General features: G+C 67.7%; 14 protein-coding genes and 1 pseudogene. 9 read left to right on the top strand and 6 right to left on the bottom strand.

All coding sequences use genetic code 11. From position 1 onward, the window contains the following. Both A9W96_RS27105 and A9W96_RS27100 read left to right on the top strand, forming a co-directional pair. A partial coding sequence (locus A9W96_RS27105) for a response regulator transcription factor (protein ID WP_197499670.1) occupies positions 1–315 on the top strand: 315 nt, incomplete at its 5' end. Between the two features lie 59 nt (positions 316–374). Then, entirely contained in the window at positions 375–2,024 is a 1,650-nt protein-coding gene (locus A9W96_RS27100; RefSeq protein ID WP_067144378.1) for a GAF domain-containing sensor histidine kinase, read from the top strand. A gap of 26 nt (positions 2,025–2,050) precedes the next feature. Here the strand turns inward: A9W96_RS27100 and A9W96_RS27095 are convergent, their stop codons facing one another. Both A9W96_RS27095 and A9W96_RS27090 read right to left on the bottom strand, forming a co-directional pair. Then, a complete protein-coding gene (locus A9W96_RS27095; protein WP_066876926.1) occupies positions 2,051–2,728 on the bottom strand; it encodes a PAS and ANTAR domain-containing protein in 678 nt (225 codons plus the stop codon). 80 nt (positions 2,729–2,808) lie between these two features. Then, a complete protein-coding gene (locus tag A9W96_RS27090) occupies positions 2,809–3,258 on the bottom strand; it encodes an Hsp20/alpha crystallin family protein (protein WP_066871189.1) in 450 nt (149 codons plus the stop codon). 142 nt (positions 3,259–3,400) lie between these two features. Between A9W96_RS27090 and A9W96_RS27085 the strand changes: the two genes are divergently transcribed. Both A9W96_RS27085 and A9W96_RS27080 read left to right on the top strand, forming a co-directional pair. Continuing rightward, positions 3,401–3,766, top strand: coding sequence for a helix-turn-helix transcriptional regulator (locus tag A9W96_RS27085; RefSeq protein WP_066871047.1), 366 nt, complete (start codon positions 3,401–3,403; stop codon positions 3,764–3,766). Positions 3,767–3,829: 63 nt separating this feature from the next. Beyond that, positions 3,830–4,366 (top strand): DUF1360 domain-containing protein, encoded by a 537-nt coding sequence (locus A9W96_RS27080; RefSeq protein WP_066871044.1) that lies wholly within the window; start codon positions 3,830–3,832, stop codon positions 4,364–4,366. Positions 4,367–4,385: 19 nt separating this feature from the next. Here the strand turns inward: A9W96_RS27080 and A9W96_RS27075 are convergent, their stop codons facing one another. Then, a complete protein-coding gene (locus A9W96_RS27075; protein ID WP_067144377.1) occupies positions 4,386–5,696 on the bottom strand; it encodes an NAD(P)/FAD-dependent oxidoreductase in 1,311 nt (436 codons plus the stop codon). Between the two features lie 304 nt (positions 5,697–6,000). On the opposite strand from A9W96_RS27075, the gene A9W96_RS27070 reads away from it, so the two are divergent. The 5 genes from A9W96_RS27070 to A9W96_RS27050 all read left to right on the top strand — a co-directional run bounded on the left by A9W96_RS27070 (position 6,001) and on the right by A9W96_RS27050 (position 13,171). Further along, entirely contained in the window at positions 6,001–6,708 is a 708-nt protein-coding gene (locus tag A9W96_RS27070) for a GAF and ANTAR domain-containing protein (RefSeq protein WP_066871038.1), read from the top strand. A 217-nt stretch (positions 6,709–6,925) separates the two neighbouring features. Beyond that, positions 6,926–8,107, top strand: coding sequence for a zinc-dependent alcohol dehydrogenase (locus A9W96_RS27065; protein WP_067144376.1), 1,182 nt, complete (start codon positions 6,926–6,928; stop codon positions 8,105–8,107). A gap of 92 nt (positions 8,108–8,199) precedes the next feature. After that, entirely contained in the window at positions 8,200–10,350 is a 2,151-nt protein-coding gene (glgX, locus tag A9W96_RS27060; protein WP_067144375.1) for a glycogen debranching protein GlgX, read from the top strand. A gap of 181 nt (positions 10,351–10,531) precedes the next feature. Then, positions 10,532–12,310, top strand: a complete 1,779-nt coding sequence (locus A9W96_RS27055) for a sensor domain-containing diguanylate cyclase (RefSeq protein WP_067144374.1) — start codon at positions 10,532–10,534, stop codon at positions 12,308–12,310. Between the two features lie 93 nt (positions 12,311–12,403). Next, positions 12,404–13,171, top strand: a complete 768-nt coding sequence (locus A9W96_RS27050) for an SDR family oxidoreductase (RefSeq protein ID WP_082972651.1) — start codon at positions 12,404–12,406, stop codon at positions 13,169–13,171. Between the two features lie 9 nt (positions 13,172–13,180). Here the strand turns inward: A9W96_RS27050 and A9W96_RS27045 are convergent, their stop codons facing one another. From A9W96_RS27045 to A9W96_RS32370, 3 genes and pseudogenes are all read right to left on the bottom strand, one after another. Next, positions 13,181–14,149: an aldo/keto reductase gene (locus A9W96_RS27045; RefSeq protein WP_067144372.1), complete on the bottom strand. Its 969-nt coding sequence runs from the start codon at positions 14,147–14,149 to the stop codon at positions 13,181–13,183. 13 nt (positions 14,150–14,162) lie between these two features. Beyond that, complete coding sequence (locus A9W96_RS27040; protein WP_067144371.1) at positions 14,163–15,167, bottom strand: sensor domain-containing protein; 1,005 nt, start codon at positions 15,165–15,167, stop codon at positions 14,163–14,165. A 68-nt stretch (positions 15,168–15,235) separates the two neighbouring features. Continuing rightward, positions 15,236–15,724: pseudogene (locus A9W96_RS32370) on the bottom strand (hypothetical protein); the annotation flags it as partial.

Genomic DNA, 15,724 nt, shown 5'->3' with positions numbered 1-15,724 from the left:
GGCGCCGGCAAATCGCTGCTCGACAACCGCGCCGCGGCCGCGCTGATGTCCAAGCTGCGCGGCACGACCGCGCGCAAGGACCCGCTGTCCGGATTGACCGAGCAAGAACGCACGCTGCTCGGACTGCTCAGCGAGGGACTGACCAACAGACAGATCGCCGCGCGCATGTTCCTCGCGGAGAAGACGGTGAAGAACTACGTATCCCGGTTATTGGCCAAGCTCGGCATGGAGCGCCGCACCCAGGCGGCGGTGTTCGCGTCGAAACTGAATCAGCGGTCCGGCCCACCGTCGAGTGCGCCGGACTGGTCGGGGTGAGCGGCGGCGAGAAGGGCTCGGCCTTAGCCGGGCTCGGGCAGCGCGAGCTGGTCAGCCAGATGCACGCCCAGCTCGACGAGCTGCTGGCCTCGCGTGATCAGATGGAGCAGCTGCTGCGGGTCATCGTCGAGATCGGCGCGGGTCTCGATCTGGACGCCACGTTGCACCGGATCATCAGCGCGGCAAGGGAATTGACCTCCGCCCCCTATGGCGCGCTGGCGATCCGCGATCGCGAGGGCAACCTGATCTCGTTCGTCCACGAGGGCATGGACGTCGAGACGGTCCGGCGCATCGGGCACCTGCCGGTCGGCAAGGGCCTGTTGAGTTTGTCGCTGCTGGATACGCCCGCGCTGCGGATGGACGATCTGACCACGCACCACGCCGCCGTCGGCTTTCCCGAACACCATCCGCGGATGCGCGCCTTCCTCGCGGTCCCGATCACTATCCGCGACACCGTATTCGGCAACCTGTATCTCACCCACGTCGATCCGGCGCGGGGTTTCTCCGACTCCGACGAGGTTGCCGCGCGGGCGTTGGCGTTCGGGGCCGCCGTCGCCATCGACAACGCACAGCTCTTCGAACGCGAGCGGACGTCGGTGAAGTGGATGGAGGCGAGCCGCGAGATCACCACCGCGCTGCTGGCGCGTCCCGAACCGCATCGGCGCCCCCTGCAACTGATCGCCGAACGCGCGCGTCTGCTGACCGAGGCCGAACAGGCGATTGTCCTGGTGCCGGCCGACGCCGACGCGTCCGATGACGAGGTCGACACGCTGGTGGTGTCCGCCGCGGTGGGGTTGCACGCCTCGGAGGTGCTCGGGCAGCGGGTTCCGGTGCACGGCTCCACCAGCGGCGCGGTGTTCCGGTCCGGGGAACCGTTGATCACCGAGGAGCTGCGCTACCCGATCCAGTCCTTCACCGACGTCGGGCAGCGTCCGGCGATCCTGATGCCGCTGCGCGCCCGCGACGAGGTCGTCGGGGTGATCGCCGTCGCCCGCGGCGCCGAGCAGCCGCCGTTCAACGAGAGCTATCTGGATCTGGTCAGTGACTTCGCCACCCACGCCGCGATCGCGCTGGTGCTGGCGTCGGCGCGCGAGGACGCCCGGCGGTTGAGCATTCTGGCCGAGCGGGAACGCATCGCGCACGACCTGCACGACCACGTCATCCAACGGCTCTTCGCGGCCGGGATGAATTTGCAGGGCACCCTGGCCCGGGCGCGTTCGCCGGAGGTGGCCGACCGGCTCAACCGCACGCTCGACGATCTGCAGACCATCATCGAGGAAATCCGCACCACGATCTTCGCGCTCAAATCCCCTGTGGCCGCCAGTGGTGATTTCCGGCAGCGCATCCAGCGGGTGGTGGCCGACCTGACGGGAAACCGTGATGTCCTCACGACCCTGCGCATCGACGGGCCGATGAGCGCCGTAAGCGCCGAGCTGGCCGATCACGCCGAAGCGGTCACCACCGAAGCCGTCAGCAACGCCCTTCGTCATTCGGGAGCGTCGCGGCTGACCGTCGAGATCAGCGTCGCGGACATGTTCATCCTCAACGTCATCGACGACGGATGCGGCATACCGGCCGGCAACACCCGATACAGCGGCCTGGCCAACATGAAGCGGCGCGCCGAGCAACTCGGCGGCAGCTGTGCGATCACCGGTGGGCCCGGGGGCGGTACCCGGGTGCACTGGGTCGCCCCGGTGCTCGACCACTGAGCACCGAAAAGCCTTGGCTGCAACCGCTATTGGCGGTTACTTTGGACGCGTTCGTGCGCGGTCAACAGCAGATGGTCGAATTCCGACTGGGTGTTCAGCGGCAGGCCGGCGTTGCGGAAGTCGTGGGCGATCTGCTCGGCAAGCGGTCGCAGCTTGACGTTGGCTTCCTGCGACAACCACTTGAGCAACTCGAAAGCCGCGCTGTCGCTGATGCCGTAGATCAGCATCAGCATGCCTTTGGCTTGCTCGATGCCGGCCCGATTCTCGCTGATCTCAGCGACTTTCGCGCTCATGGCGTCCTCGCGCGCCTGTTCGTAGGGCGCGGAGACCTCGATGTAGAACCCGTGCGTTCCGATCACGTCACCGTCGTCGTCGAAGAGCCGGTCTCCGACGACGACGACGTGGTGCACCTTTCCCCGGGTATCGACGATCCGGTGGCGCGTGCTGAACGCCTGGCGGGTGTGGACGATTTGATCGATGGTGGCCGCGACGTTGCCGCGGTCCTCGGGATGCTTGTGGGACAGCACCAGTTCGGTGGTCGGGGTGATGCTGCCGGGCTCGTAGCCGTGCATGCGTTGCACTTGCTCGGACCATTCCCAGCGCTGGTCGGTGAAGTAGAACCGAAACCACCCCGCCGGTTGCGCGGCGCCGCCGCCCAACGCCTCTTCAACGTTGGCGGTTTGGCCGTCGAGTTCCCATTTCATCGTGTATCCGGTCGCCAGGAGCCGGGGGTGCGGCGGCCGCATGCCGGTGTGGGTACGGCCGCCGCCCGGCCCGCCGTCGGTCAGGCGTTGATGACCTCGCGTTCCGAGGCCTTGTCGTTGATCGCCTTGTGGCCGTCGCCGCGGCCGACCGTGATCTTGCGCGGCTTGGCCTTCTCGGCCACCGGGATGTGCAGGCGCAGAACGCCTTCGGAATAGGACGCCTCGATCTTGTCGGTATCGAGGTTTTCGCCGAGTACCAGCTGGCGGCTGAACACGCCGCGCGGCCGCTCGGTGGCCAGCATCTCGCGGTTGGGGTCGACGGCCGGTCGTTCGGCGCGCACCGTCACCACATTGCGCTCGATGTCGATGTCCAGCGAGTCGGCGTCGATGCCGGGCAGGTCGAACTCGACGACGAAGTTCTCGCCTTCGCGCCATGCATCCATCGGCATCACCGCCGGACGGGCGGCGGTACCGAGGACCTGGTGGGCGAAGCGGTCGAGCTCACGGAACGGGTCTGAACGCATCAGCATGGTGGTCACCTCTCACTCCAATCTAGGCTGTGGGTCGGCAATTTCCTATGTCTAATGACATAGATTTTATATAGCACTGTCGACAGAAAGACGCAAGTATGCTAAACAGATTTTCTAAGCGGGAAGGTAAAGGGGAGGCGCGATGGTCGACTACCGCGGTAACGCGGATGCTCCGGCGTCCGACCATGGGGTGTATGGCATCTCGGTGGCCGCCGAATTGTCCGGGACTGCGGTGCAGACGCTGCGGCTTTACGAACGCTACGGCCTGATCGCGCCGTCGCGCAGCCAAGGCGGCACCCGCCGGTACAGCGCCGATGATCTGGCCAGGATCAAGCGCATCACAGCGCTGGTCGATTCCGGGGTCAACCTGGCCGGCGTCGCGCGCATCCTCGATCTCGAGGACCACAATGCCACGTTGTCGGCGGCCAATACCGATCTGCGGTCCACCAACCGCACATTGCGAGAGGCCGCGAAAACGGCGAAGCGCTCCGAGCCGGACACCGTCTGAGCCGTCGCCGATTGCAGCGGCCGAGGCCGGGTACCCGTCCCGCTATGCGTTCTAGGAGAAGCGATGGCTGAGTTGACGGAAACCGGTGCCCAGGTCGTCGATGGCGCACGCCAAGAAGCGGACGCCTACCGGGGCGACAACGACCGGCCGCTGGGGGGCTACCTGGCCGTCATGGCCGTCTATAGCACGGTGGTGGTCGCCGCGGTGCTGGCGGCGCTGGCCACCGGTCGCACGTTGCCCACCCGGTGGCGGCTCCAGGACCTGCTCATTCTCACCCTGGGCACCCACAAGCTGTCGCGAACCCTGACCAAGGACGCCGTGACGAGCCCGCTGCGCGCGCCGTTCACCCGCTACGCGGGCACCGGCGGCCCGGCCGAAGTCCAGGAAGAGGTCCGCGAGCAAAGCCCGCTCCGGCACAGCCTGGGAGAGTTGTTGACCTGCCCGTTCTGCCTGGACATGTGGGTGGCCACCGGGTTTGCCATCGGCCTGGTGTTCGCGCCGCGGTTCACCCGGCTGGTCGCGGGCGTGTTCAGCGCGCTGGCGGGCGCGGACTTTCTTCAGCTCGCCTACGCGATGGCCCAACAGTCGGCCGAGGGCTGAACCCCGAGACGCGGTCGGCTCAGCTCGTCTTCGGCATCGGGATGCCTTCGCTGGCCGTGAACTGCGCGTCGTCCTCGGAGGTCAACCCGATCGACACAACCGAACGGGTGAACAGCGCGTCGGTCAGGTAGGCCAGCGACACCGCCCACCGGTTGACGCCGCGGGGAATCGCATACAGGTGGTAGGACCTGGTGACGGCTTTCGCGGGCAGCCCGGACAGGTGGATGTTGAGCGGATTGGCCACCGCATAGCGCGGCCCGAGGTCGACCACCAGGCCGAGGTTGCGGTGTTTGTATTCCTTACTGCTGCCATAGCCGAGGCTGGCGGCGACGTTTCGGGCCAGCGCTTTGCCCTGCCGGGTCGCGTGCTGGGCGGTCGGCGGGGTGATCTTCCCCGGCTGGGTCAGATCGGGTACCGCGGCCGCGTCACCGGCCGCGAACACCTCGGGGTGATCCGGCACCTGCAGGTCGGCCTGCACCTTGAGCCGGCCCCTTTCGGTCGGCAGCCCCAGGTCCTGGATCAGCGGTGCGCCGGTCACCCCCGTCACCCAGGCGATGGTGCGCGTGTCGATACGCGAATCATCGCTGAGCACAACGTGATCGGCGTGCGCCTCCTTGAGGGTGATGCCGAGCCGGACGTCGATTCCGCGCTTGCGCAACACCTTGAGCGCGGCGTCACCCAGCCGCTTTCCCACCTCCGGCATCACCTGGTCGGCCAGGTCCAGCAGCAGGAACCGCACCTCGGCGCGGTTGAAGCCCATCTGTTTGGCCGCCGCGTCGGCCAGCGCCCGCAGCTGTGCGACCAGTTCGGTCCCCGAATACGACGCGCCCACCACCACGACCGTGCGCCGGGCGGCGGCCGCTCGAGGATCGTCCTCGATGTTGGCCAGCTCCAGTTGTTCGACGAAGTGGTCGCGCAGGTACAGGGCCTCGGCGGTGGTCTTCAACCCGCGCGCGTGCCTTGCCAGCCCCGGCACATCGAACAGCCGGGTCACCGACCCCGGCGTCAGCACCAGCCGGTCCCAGGACATCGAATGGCTGCGCTCTTCGGGATCGCAATAGGTCAGCGTGCGCTGGGTGAAATCCACCGCGTCCACGCGGCCACGCACCGCGCGCACCCCCTTGAGCGAATTGGCCAGGGGGACAGCGACAAAGCGGGCATCGACGACCCCGCCGGCGACGTCGGGCAACAGCGGCGTGTACAGCATGTAGTCGACCGGGGAGATCATCGTGATGTCGACGGGGACGCGTCGTCGGCGCATAATGCGGGCCAGGCGACGGGCGCAGGTGAATCCGGTGAAGCCGCTTCCCGCGATCACAATGGAGGTCACCGTCCCGAGTGTAGGCGTGCATCCGAGACGGGTCGTGAGCCCCGTCCCGTCTCGGTATCCGGTGGCCGCGAAAGACGTTGGCTGGGAAGGGTTTCTGACGTCAGGGTTGGCTACGGAAGGGTTCGGGCTCTGCGGGTAGCCCGGGTGACGGGCCGGTATCCCTCGGACCGGGTCGTTAAGCGGCCTTGCGCTTCGTTGGATGGCCCATAGACTTCTCGTTGGGCGTTTGCATTCGCACGCGTATGGATGGCGCCATGAAGGCGAGAAGGGGCTCTGCGGGCCAGGCGGCTCCGGGGGTGAACTTATGCGGGAAGGCAATGCCACGATCGTCGCTCAGCTCGTAGAGCTGGTGGCGAATCTGCAGCGCGAACAAAGCGATACCGCTTCCGGGTTGCACGAGCTCATCGACAGCGGGGTCGACCACGTCACCGGCTCCCAGTACGCCGGTATCACCCTGGCCGAGGAGAACAAGTCGGTCAGCAGCGTGGTCGCCACGCATCGTTACCCGATGGTGCTCGACGCGATCCAGAACAGCGCCGGCGAAGGGCCGTGTCTGGCGGCCGCCTGGGAGCACCACATCATGCACATCGCCGACCTGAACGCCGAACAGCGCTGGTTGCGCTATCGCCGGTTGGCGCTCGAGCGGACGCCGATCCGCTCGATCCTGTCGTACGAATTGTTCATCGACGGCACCAGCATGGCAGCGCTCAACTTCTATGCCGAGCGCCCGCAGGCCTTCAGCGAGGACGCCGTGGAGGTCGGGGCGGTGTTCGCAACGCACATCGCGCTGGCGTGGTCGATGATGCGCCGGCAGGACCAATTTCGCAGCGCCCTGGCGTCCCGCGACATCATCGGCCAGGCCAAGGGCGTGGTCATGGAGCGCTTCAACCTCGACGCCGTCGAAGCGTTCGAACTGCTCACCCGGGTCTCGCAGAAATCCAACATCAGGCTCATCGACATCGCGGCGGCGCTGATAGACAGCGAGCACCCGCTCAAGGGCCACCGCCACTGACCACGAGTCTCGGGGCAGTTCGGCACGACGATCAAAACTGCTGGCGCCCAAGATCTTTGGTTTGATCATTCGCGGGCACTGCGCCGTGGCCGCCTGGCTGAAACGCGGCCGGCCGCGATCATTGCCCGCCGGCTCGCCGTCGAGCGCTGCCCGCGCCGGATGAGCCCCCAGCCGCGGCGCGGTTTCGACGAGTGCAAGACGGGTATGTGCCAGCCGTATGAAGGCTGTTACCTGGCAGGGCAAGCGCGACGTGCGGGTGGATTCGGTGCCCGACCCGAAGATCGAGCAACCGACGGATGCCATTGTGGAAGTCACCTCGACCAACATCTGCGGCTCCGACCTGCACCTCTACGAGATCCTCGGAGCGTTCATGAACCCCGGCGACATCCTCGGGCACGAAGCGATGGGCATCGTGCGGGAGGTCGGCGCGCAAACGGGCGACCTGCGGGTGGGGGACCGGGTCGTCATCCCGTTCCAAATCTCCTGCGGCAGTTGCCACATGTGCGGCCAGCAGCTCTACACCCAGTGCGAGACGACGCAGGTGCGCGACCAGGGCATGGGGGCGGCGCTGTTCGGCTATTCGGAGCTCTACGGTGAAATCCCGGGCGGCCAAGCCGAGCTGTTACGCGTGCCTCAGGCGCAGTTCACTCACATCAAAGTTCCTGTGGGCCCGCCGGATTCGCGGTTCGTCTACCTATCGGACGTGTTGCCCACCGCATGGCAGGCGGTCGCCTACGCCGACATTCCGGACGGTGGCTCGGTGACGGTGCTCGGGCTGGGTCCCATCGGTGACATGGCCGCCCGCATCGCCGACCACCTGGGCTACCGCGTCATCGCCGTCGACCTGGTGCCCGAACGGCTGGGCCGCGCCGCCAAACGCGGCATCCACACCATCGATCTGGGGCGGCTCGACTCCTCAATCGGTGACGCGATCCGCGACCTGACCGACGGCCGGGGAACCGACTCGGTGATCGACGCGGTGGGCATGGAGGCCCACGGCTCGCCGGCCGCCAAACTGGCGCAGCAGGTGACCGGCGTGTTGCCGGATGCGTTGGGCAAGCGGCTGATGCAGACCGCCGGGGTGGATCGGCTCAACGCCCTGTACTCGGCCATCGACATCGTGCGGCGCGGCGGAACGATCTCGCTCAGCGGCGTGTACGGCGGGACCGCCGACCCGCTACCGATGCTCACCCTGTTCGACAAGCAGGTGACGCTGCGGATGGGGCAGGCCAACGTCAAGCGGTGGGTCGACGACATCATGCCGCTGCTGACCGATGACGACCCGCTCGGCGTCGACACCTTCGCCACCCACGTGCTGCCGTTGGACCAGGCCCCGCACGCCTACGACATCTTCCAGAAGAAGCAGGACGGTGCGGTCAAGGTCATACTCAAGCCGTGATCACCTATGCCACAATGCTTTCCGCTCAGTTCCGGCAACGCGAGGCGTGACCCACGGTTTGACGGCCATGACGGCAGGGTATTGAAAGCGCCATGACCACCGCAGACGCCCTCGCTCCCACGCCCACCGGAGAGGTGTGGCCGGGCCGGGCCTACCCGCTGGGCGCGACCTACGACGGCGCGGGCACCAATTTCGCCGTATTCAGCGAGGTGGCCGAGCGGGTAGAGCTGTGCCTGTTCGACGCCGAGGGCGTCGAGAGCCGCGTCACCCTGCCCGAGATCGACGGCTTCATCTGGCACGCCTACATCCCCAACATCGAACCGGGCCAGCGCTACGGCTACCGCGTCTACGGTCCGTACGACCCGCAGGCGGGGCTGCGCTGCAACCCGAACAAGCTGCTGGTCGACCCGTACTCGAAGGCCATCGACGGCTCCTTCGAGTGGAACCAGTCGCTGTTCAGCTACAACTTCGGTGACCCCGACAGCCGCAACGACGACGACTCGGCGGAAAGCATGCCCAAGTCGGTGGTGATCAACCCCTACTTCGACTGGGGCAACGACCGTCCACCGGATCACCAATACGCCGACACGGTGATCTATGAGGCGCACGTCAAGGGGCTCACCCAGACCCACCCCGACATCCCGGAACCGCTGCGCGGCACCTATGCCGCGGTGGCGCACCCGGTGATCATCGAGCACCTCAAGGAACTCGGTGTCACGGCCATCGAATTGATGCCGGTGCACCACTTCGCCAACGACTCGACCCTGGTCGACAAGGGGCTGTCCAACTATTGGGGTTACAACACGATCGGCTTCTTCGCGCCCGACTTCAAGTACTCCAGCTCCACCACGCCCGGCGGGCAGGTCCAGGAGTTCAAGGCCATGGTGCGCTCGCTGCACGAGGCCGGGATCGAGGTCATCCTTGACGTGGTCTACAACCACACGGCCGAGGGCAACCATCTGGGCCCAACGTTGTCGATGCGGGGCATCGACAACGCCGCGTACTACCGGCTGGTCGACGACGACAAGCAGTACTACATGGACTACACCGGCACCGGCAACAGCCTCAATGTCGGGCATCCGCATGCGCTGCAGCTGATCATGGACTCGCTGCGCTACTGGGTCACCGAGATGCATGTCGACGGGTTCCGCTTCGACCTGGCCTCGACGCTGGCCCGCGAGTTCTACGACGTCGACCGCCTGGCGACGTTTTTCGAACTCGTGCAACAGGATCCGACCGTCAGCCAGGTCAAGCTGATCGCCGAGCCGTGGGACGTCGGGCCGGGCGGCTATCAGGTGGGCAACTTCCCGCCGCAGTGGACCGAGTGGAACGGCAAGTACCGCGACACCGTCCGCGACTTCTGGCGCGGCGAGCCCGCCACCCTCGACGAGTTCGCCTACCGGCTGTCCGGATCGGCGGATCTCTACGAGCACACCGCGCGCCGGCCGGTGGCCTCGATCAACTTTGTCATCGCCCACGACGGCTTCACGCTGCGTGACCTGGTGTCTTACAACGAAAAGCACAACGAGGCCAACGGCGAGGACAACAACGACGGCGAAAGCCACAACCGGTCCTGGAACTGTGGCGTGGAGGGCCCCACCGACGACGAGCAGGTCAACGCGCTGCGCGCCCGCCAGCAGCGCAACTTCCTGACCACGCTGCTGTTGTCCCAGGGCGTGCCGATGATCTGTCACGGCGACGAACTCGGCCGCACCCAGAACGGCAACAACAACGGCTACTGCCAGGACAACGAGCTCACCTGGATCGACTGGGACAACGCCGACGCCGGATTGCTGGAATTCACCAAGACCGTCTCGGCGCTGCGCGCCGAGCATCCGGTATTCCGCAGGCGCCGATTCTTCTCCGGAAAGCCGGTGGGCCGACGGGGGCAGGACGGCTTGCCGGACATCGCCTGGTTCACCCCCGAGGGCACCGAGATGACCGACGAGGACTGGGGCGCCAGCTTCGCCAAATCCGTTGCGGTGTTCCTCAACGGCCACGGCATCCCCGACCGCGATGCGCGAGGCCAGCGGGTGTTGGACGACTCGTTCCTGTTGTGCTTCAACGCCCACTACGAGCCGATCGAATTCACCCTGCCACCAAAGGAATTCGGCGCCGCCTGGGAGGTCGTGGTGTTCACCGGACCCGAAGAGACCACGCCGGCCGAGGAGGTGCCCGGCGGTGGCCGGCTCAACGTGGAAGCGCACACCGCCGTGGTGCTGCGGGCCCTGCCCTCGGACTAGCCTTTCGCGGCACCCGTAGCCGCGTTCCCCTGGCTGCATCCCCCCGTTTCTGCGGATCGAGCGGATAGCTCGCGCCGAATAGGCGACATCGGTTAACTTTTTGCGCACAACTATTTTGCCGCGCAGATGCCGCCGACCGCGGCCTCGCCAGACCCACTGCCGGGGATGAAAGGGACAGCCGATGGACAGGGCCGCCCTCGGCGCGCGTGCGGAATCGGCTGCGGAATCGGCTGCGGAATCGGCATTGCAGCGGTCGGCCCGGACGGCCCCGCTGGCGGTGCTCGTCATTGCCGCCGTGACCTGGCTCGGCTGGTCGACCGGGGTTGACGGGCTGACGCGGATCTACCCGAGTTGGCCGCCGATGACGCCGTGGACCGCGTTATGGCTGGCGGCGTTGGGCGCCGCGATTTTGGCGCAGTCCGGCCACCCGTCGCCCAACCGCATCTGGGTCGGACGTGCTCTGGCCCTGATGGTGGGTGTGTTGGCCGTCGTGATCCTGCTCGAGTACACCCCCATCGGGTCGCTCGGTGTCGACCAGGTGCTGTTCGGGGACGCGGTGCGCGGTCGGCAAACCTCGTGGCCGGGACGTCCCAGCCCGCAGACCGCGGCGCCGGTGCTGCTGCTGGCCGTCGCCGTCGCGCTGATCCGAGTGGATCGCGGCACTCGCACGCTCTGGCCGGTGTGCCTGGCGGGCAGTGGGGCCATTCCGCTCGTCACCGTCGGCGCCTACCTGTTCGATGCGCTGGCGCTTGTTGGTGTTTCGCCCTCGACCGGCCAGGCGCTCTCGACGGCATCGGCGCTGCTGGTGCTCATCGCGGCGACGTCGCTGGCGCGACCCGACCGTTTTCCGGTCGCGTGGCTGCTCGCCCGTCCCGATCGGCGGTCATTGGTGCGGCTGGCGGGAATCCTTGCCGGTTTTCCTCTTGTGGTGGCGCTGTCGAGACCGGCGTTTTTGGCGTTCGGTCTGGGCGAGCACGCCGAGTGGACATTCTCAATCCTGTTCAGCACCTTCATCGTCGGCGTGGTCACGTTCTACTTCAGCCAGCGAGAGCAGCAGCTGCTGATCGCCAAGGAACTCGCCAGTGCGCAACGCGCCGAGGCCGAGGCGCGCTACCGCATTCTCGCCGACAACGCGGTGGACATCATCGTGCACTTTCGCGGGGGTGAGATCGCGTGGGTCTCGCCGTCCGTGCAGGCCGCGCTGGGCGGCCCGCTGCAGCGCTGGACGGGTTCGGCGTTCGCCGATCGCATCCACCCCGAGGACCGCGACAAGCTCGTTGCCGCCGTGCGCAGGATCGCCGGCGGCGCACAGGTTCTGCAACGGTTCCGGGTGTCTTCGGTCGACGGGGAGTACCACTGGGTCGACGGCCACGGAAAGCCCTACACCGACGCCGAGGGCAAAACCGATGGGCTGATCGCGGCGCTACGCGTCGTCGACGATCAGGTCGAGGCCGAGCAGCGGCTGGAACGATTGGCGCGGTTCGACACCCTTACCGGGCTGGTGAACCGGGCCGAGGCGCTCAGCCGGCTCGAATCCGCACTGGCGCAGCCGCAACCCGCCGGCACGCACGTCGGCGTCCTGTTCTGCGACGTCGACCACTTCAAGGCGATCAACGACACCTGGGGACACGGCATGGGCGACTTCGTGCTGGCAACCCTGGCGGCGCGGATCCGGGCGAGCGTTCGCCGCGGCGACACGGTCGGGCGGACGGGAGGCGACGAAATACTGGTGTTGTTGCCCGACGTTCGCAGCACCGACGAGCTCGCCCAGATCGCCGAAAAGATTCGCGGCCGGGTCGCCGAACCGATCCACTTGTCCGGCAACATGATTCGCGCGACATTGAGCATCGGTGCCACCCTCGCCCGTTCGGGCGAGTCCGTCGACACGGTCACCGCGCGCGCGGACGAGGCCATGTACCGGGCCAAATCGGGTGACCGCAACACCGTCGTTCCGAACTAAGCGCCCTAGTGATCACCACGCGGCGCCCGCCATCCGGTAGGTTTCTGGCGACAGCGTCTTGCGTTACAAGAGAGGGCGAATATGTCAAGGACAGTGGTGGTCGGCGCCTCCAGCGGTCTGGGGCGTTGCATAGGTGTCGGTCTCGCGCAGCGCGGTGATCAGGTCGCGCTGCTTGCCCGGCGTCGGGAGCGCATCGAGGCCGCGGCCAAGGACGCCGGCCCGAACGCCGTCGCCATCGAATGCGACGTCACCGACCAGGCGTCGTGCCGTTCGGCCATCGACCGCGCCGCCGATGCGCTCGGCGGCATCGACAATGTGGTCTACACGCCGGCCGTCGGGCCACTGGTCCGCATGGTCGACACCGACGCCGACACCTGGCGGCGCATCTTCGACACCAACGTCATCGGGGCGTCGCTGGTGACCGCCGCGGCGGTGCCGCACCTGACCGCGTCGGCCGGCAAGGCGGTCTACTTGTCCTCCGACGCCGGCACCTTCGGGCCGCCGTGGCCGGGCCTGGGCGCGTACGGGGTCAGCAAGGCGGCCCTGGAACGGTTGGTGGAGGCGTGGCGGGCCGAGCACTCCGACATCGGCTTCACCAACCTGATCGTCGGGGAGTGCGCGGGCGGCGAGGGCGACGGTCAGACCGGTATGAACGAAGGCTGGGACATGGACCTCGCGATGAAGGCGGTCCCGCTGTGGTCCTCGCGCGGTTGCATGCCCGGCAAGTTGATGCCCGTCGAAGACCTGATCGACGTGGTGCACACGATCCTGCGGACCAACTCCTCGACGTCGATGCCGCTGGTGGTGGCGCGCGGCGCGCCAGCCAGCCCCGCGGCGTTCGCCGAGGCCAATCAGTCGTAAGCCGGCAGCTCAGCGGCCGAGCTTCTCCTTGGCCAGGTCGGTCACGAAGCGCGCCGCCGAGGTGGGCCGGAAGGCCAGGGCCGCCTCGGTGAGCGCGTCACGGGATGCGGTGGGCAGCTCGATGTCGGCCGCCGCGACGTTGAACTCCAGCTGCTCGACGGACGAGGCGCCGGGAATGGCGACCACGCCCGGATAGCTGATCAGCCAGGCCAGGGCCACCTGCGCCGGCTTGGCGTCGACGTCCTTTGCGAAATCGCGCAGCAGCTGCAGCAGCGGCTCGATGCGGCGCAGGTTTTCTGTGCCGAACCGGGAATTCACCGCGCGCACGCCGCCCGGACGGTTGTCCACGCCGTACTTACCGCCCAGCAGACCCTGTTCCAGCGGGCTGTAGGCGATCACGATGCGGTTCTCCCGCTCGGCGAACGGCACCAGATTCTTCAGCGCCTTCGGGTAGGCGAGCGAGAAGTGCACCTGGTTGCTGATCACCGGGCGGCCCAGCGCGGCGTCGGCTTTCTGCCAGCGCTGCAGCGAATAGTTCGAGACGCCGGCGGCGCCGATCTTGCCGTCATCGAGCAGGTCACGCATGCCCGGCATGATCACCGAGTCGGGGAACACCGGGTTGGGCTGGTGGATCTGATAGAGCGGGATGCGGTCCAGCCCCAGCCGCTGCGCGCTGGCGCGGGCGCGTTGCTTGACCACCGCGGGGAAGGGCGCGACCGGCATGATCTTGCTGGCCACCGCCACCTCGGCGCGCTCGTCGCCTAGCGCCTCGCCCAGGATCCGCTCGCTTTTGCCCAGGCCGTACACCTCGGCGGTGTCGAACAGCGTCACCCCCAGGGCGCGGGCGCGGCGCACGATGTCACCCGCGGCGCCGGCGGCGTAGCTGTCGCCGTAACCCCACTCGCGTGAACCGAACTGCCAGGTGCCCAGGCCGATCCGGCTGACCCGGCCGACCCCTTCGACGTCGACAAACTTCATGCGGACAGCCTACTTAGCCGGGGATCTTGCCGAGGATGTAGTTGGCGATGCTGACCGCGGCCGCGCGGGGTGGCGCGCTGTCCGTGGTGCCGCTGGCGGACACGTTCAGGTCGATGACGACGTTGGCCTTGGCCGCGATCGCCCGTGCCGAGCGCACCTGGATGCCCTTGGGGGTCAGGTCCAGGGTGGTGATGCCGTTGCCGGCGTCGGCGGGGGCGCTCACCGACATCGGGATCGGCTGCCCGCCGGGAGCGGAGACGGTGACGGTCGAGCCGCCGCACTTGTGCCATCCCGACAGCAGGGTGGCCAGCTGTGCCTGGGCCGCGCCCGGATCGCGGAACGCCGCGACGCCCTGGATGACCTGCATGGACTTCAGCATGCTGCGGGTGTCGGTGAACTCACCGGCGTGATATCCGGCCAACACCCCGGGGGTGTAGGCGTCCGGGCTGCCGGCGGCGATGCTTTCCCAGCACTCCGGGCGGTCGATGCTGCCGTCGTCCGGGGAGCGACCGGGGCTGTTCCAGGTCGGACCGACGTCTAGATTCGCGTCGCCGGTGATGTTGCGCAGCGCATCGAGCCCGGGCAGCAGGGTGGCGATGGTCTCCGGCGGCACGGTGGGCGGCGGCGGCCCGGCGGCCGTGCTGGAGCCGGGGGATGTCCGGTGCGACGAGGTCGAGCCGCCCAGCGTGGCCCATCCCGCCAGGGCGACGACCGCCAACAGGATGAAGATGTACGACAGCGTCACGCCCACCAGCGCACGGTCGCGGCCGAGTTCGCCGGAGCGACGGATCTGCGCCAGCCCGAGGTGCCCCAGGATCGCCCCCGCGGGCGCAAACAGGAACGCGAAGACCAGCGACAGGGTGGCCAGGGTGTTGACGGGCGGCCGGTAGGGGGGTGCGGGCTGCGGTGCGTACGGCGGCGGCTGCGCCGGAAGCGGCTCAATGTCAGGGGGCGGGACGCGGCCCAGCGGGTCGTAACTCAGCGGGTTCTGCCAATACGGGTCCTGCGGGTGGGTCACGCAGCGCCTCCTTCGGGAGAACCTGCCCGAAATGTAGCCGACAAGGGCGTGGGGCTAAACCACGGCCGTCACAGGCGCGGTTTGGCGATGCCGACCACGTAGGGCGCCTCGACGAACGTCAGGTAGACCCGATGCGGCCCGACGGCCATGCCCGACAGGCGCGCCGGCTGCGCGTCGGGAGGCAGCCCCGACCGGTAATCGATGGTGCGCAGCACGGGAATTCGCCCGTCGGGAAAGCCGGTGAAGCTGGCGGTCTCGAGTGTCACCAGTTCGTGGTCGGTGGCGGCGTAGATCCTGGTGTCGTCGGTGCCGAGTGCGCGGATCGGCGCCGGCAATCGCGCGCTGGCCAGTACCTCCATGCCCCGTCCGCCGCGGCGCGAGTCGACGGCGCGCACGGTGTCGTCGTCGTGTCCGGCGACGTAGCTGCGGGTGACCGCGGTGCCGTCACCCGCCGAGACCGCGACGTCGATGGTCAGGGAGCCGTGCTGCGCCGGCGGTGATGTCGTGCCCTTGAAATGCCGGATGCCCGACGCTCCATACAGGTGGTAGTCGAGTTC

The organism is Mycobacterium sp. 1245852.3, from assembly GCF_001669335.1.
Classification (GTDB): domain Bacteria; phylum Actinomycetota; class Actinomycetes; order Mycobacteriales; family Mycobacteriaceae; genus Mycobacterium; species Mycobacterium europaeum_A.
The sequence above is the reverse complement of the archived record's forward strand: the minus strand, read 5'-3'. Positions and strand labels throughout refer to the sequence as shown.

Bases quoted from the DNA above. Each gene is read 5' to 3' on its own strand.
- A9W96_RS27045 (WP_067144372.1), bottom strand. From the start codon at position 14,149: ATGAAGTTTGTCGACGTCGAAGGGGTCGGCCGGGTCAGCCGGATCGGC.
- A9W96_RS27085 (WP_066871047.1), top strand. From the start codon at position 3,401: ATGGTCGACTACCGCGGTAACGCGGATGCTCCGGCGTCCGACCATGGG.
- glgX (WP_067144375.1), top strand. From the start codon at position 8,200: ATGACCACCGCAGACGCCCTCGCTCCCACGCCCACCGGAGAGGTGTGG.
- A9W96_RS27070 (WP_066871038.1), top strand. From the start codon at position 6,001: ATGCGGGAAGGCAATGCCACGATCGTCGCTCAGCTCGTAGAGCTGGTG.
- A9W96_RS27080 (WP_066871044.1), top strand. From the start codon at position 3,830: ATGGCTGAGTTGACGGAAACCGGTGCCCAGGTCGTCGATGGCGCACGC.
- A9W96_RS27095 (WP_066876926.1), bottom strand. From the start codon at position 2,728: ATGAAATGGGAACTCGACGGCCAAACCGCCAACGTTGAAGAGGCGTTG.
- A9W96_RS27090 (WP_066871189.1), bottom strand. From the start codon at position 3,258: ATGCTGATGCGTTCAGACCCGTTCCGTGAGCTCGACCGCTTCGCCCAC.
- A9W96_RS27065 (WP_067144376.1), top strand. From the start codon at position 6,926: ATGAAGGCTGTTACCTGGCAGGGCAAGCGCGACGTGCGGGTGGATTCG.
- A9W96_RS27055 (WP_067144374.1), top strand. From the start codon at position 10,532: ATGGACAGGGCCGCCCTCGGCGCGCGTGCGGAATCGGCTGCGGAATCG.
- A9W96_RS27100 (WP_067144378.1), top strand. From the start codon at position 375: ATGCACGCCCAGCTCGACGAGCTGCTGGCCTCGCGTGATCAGATGGAG.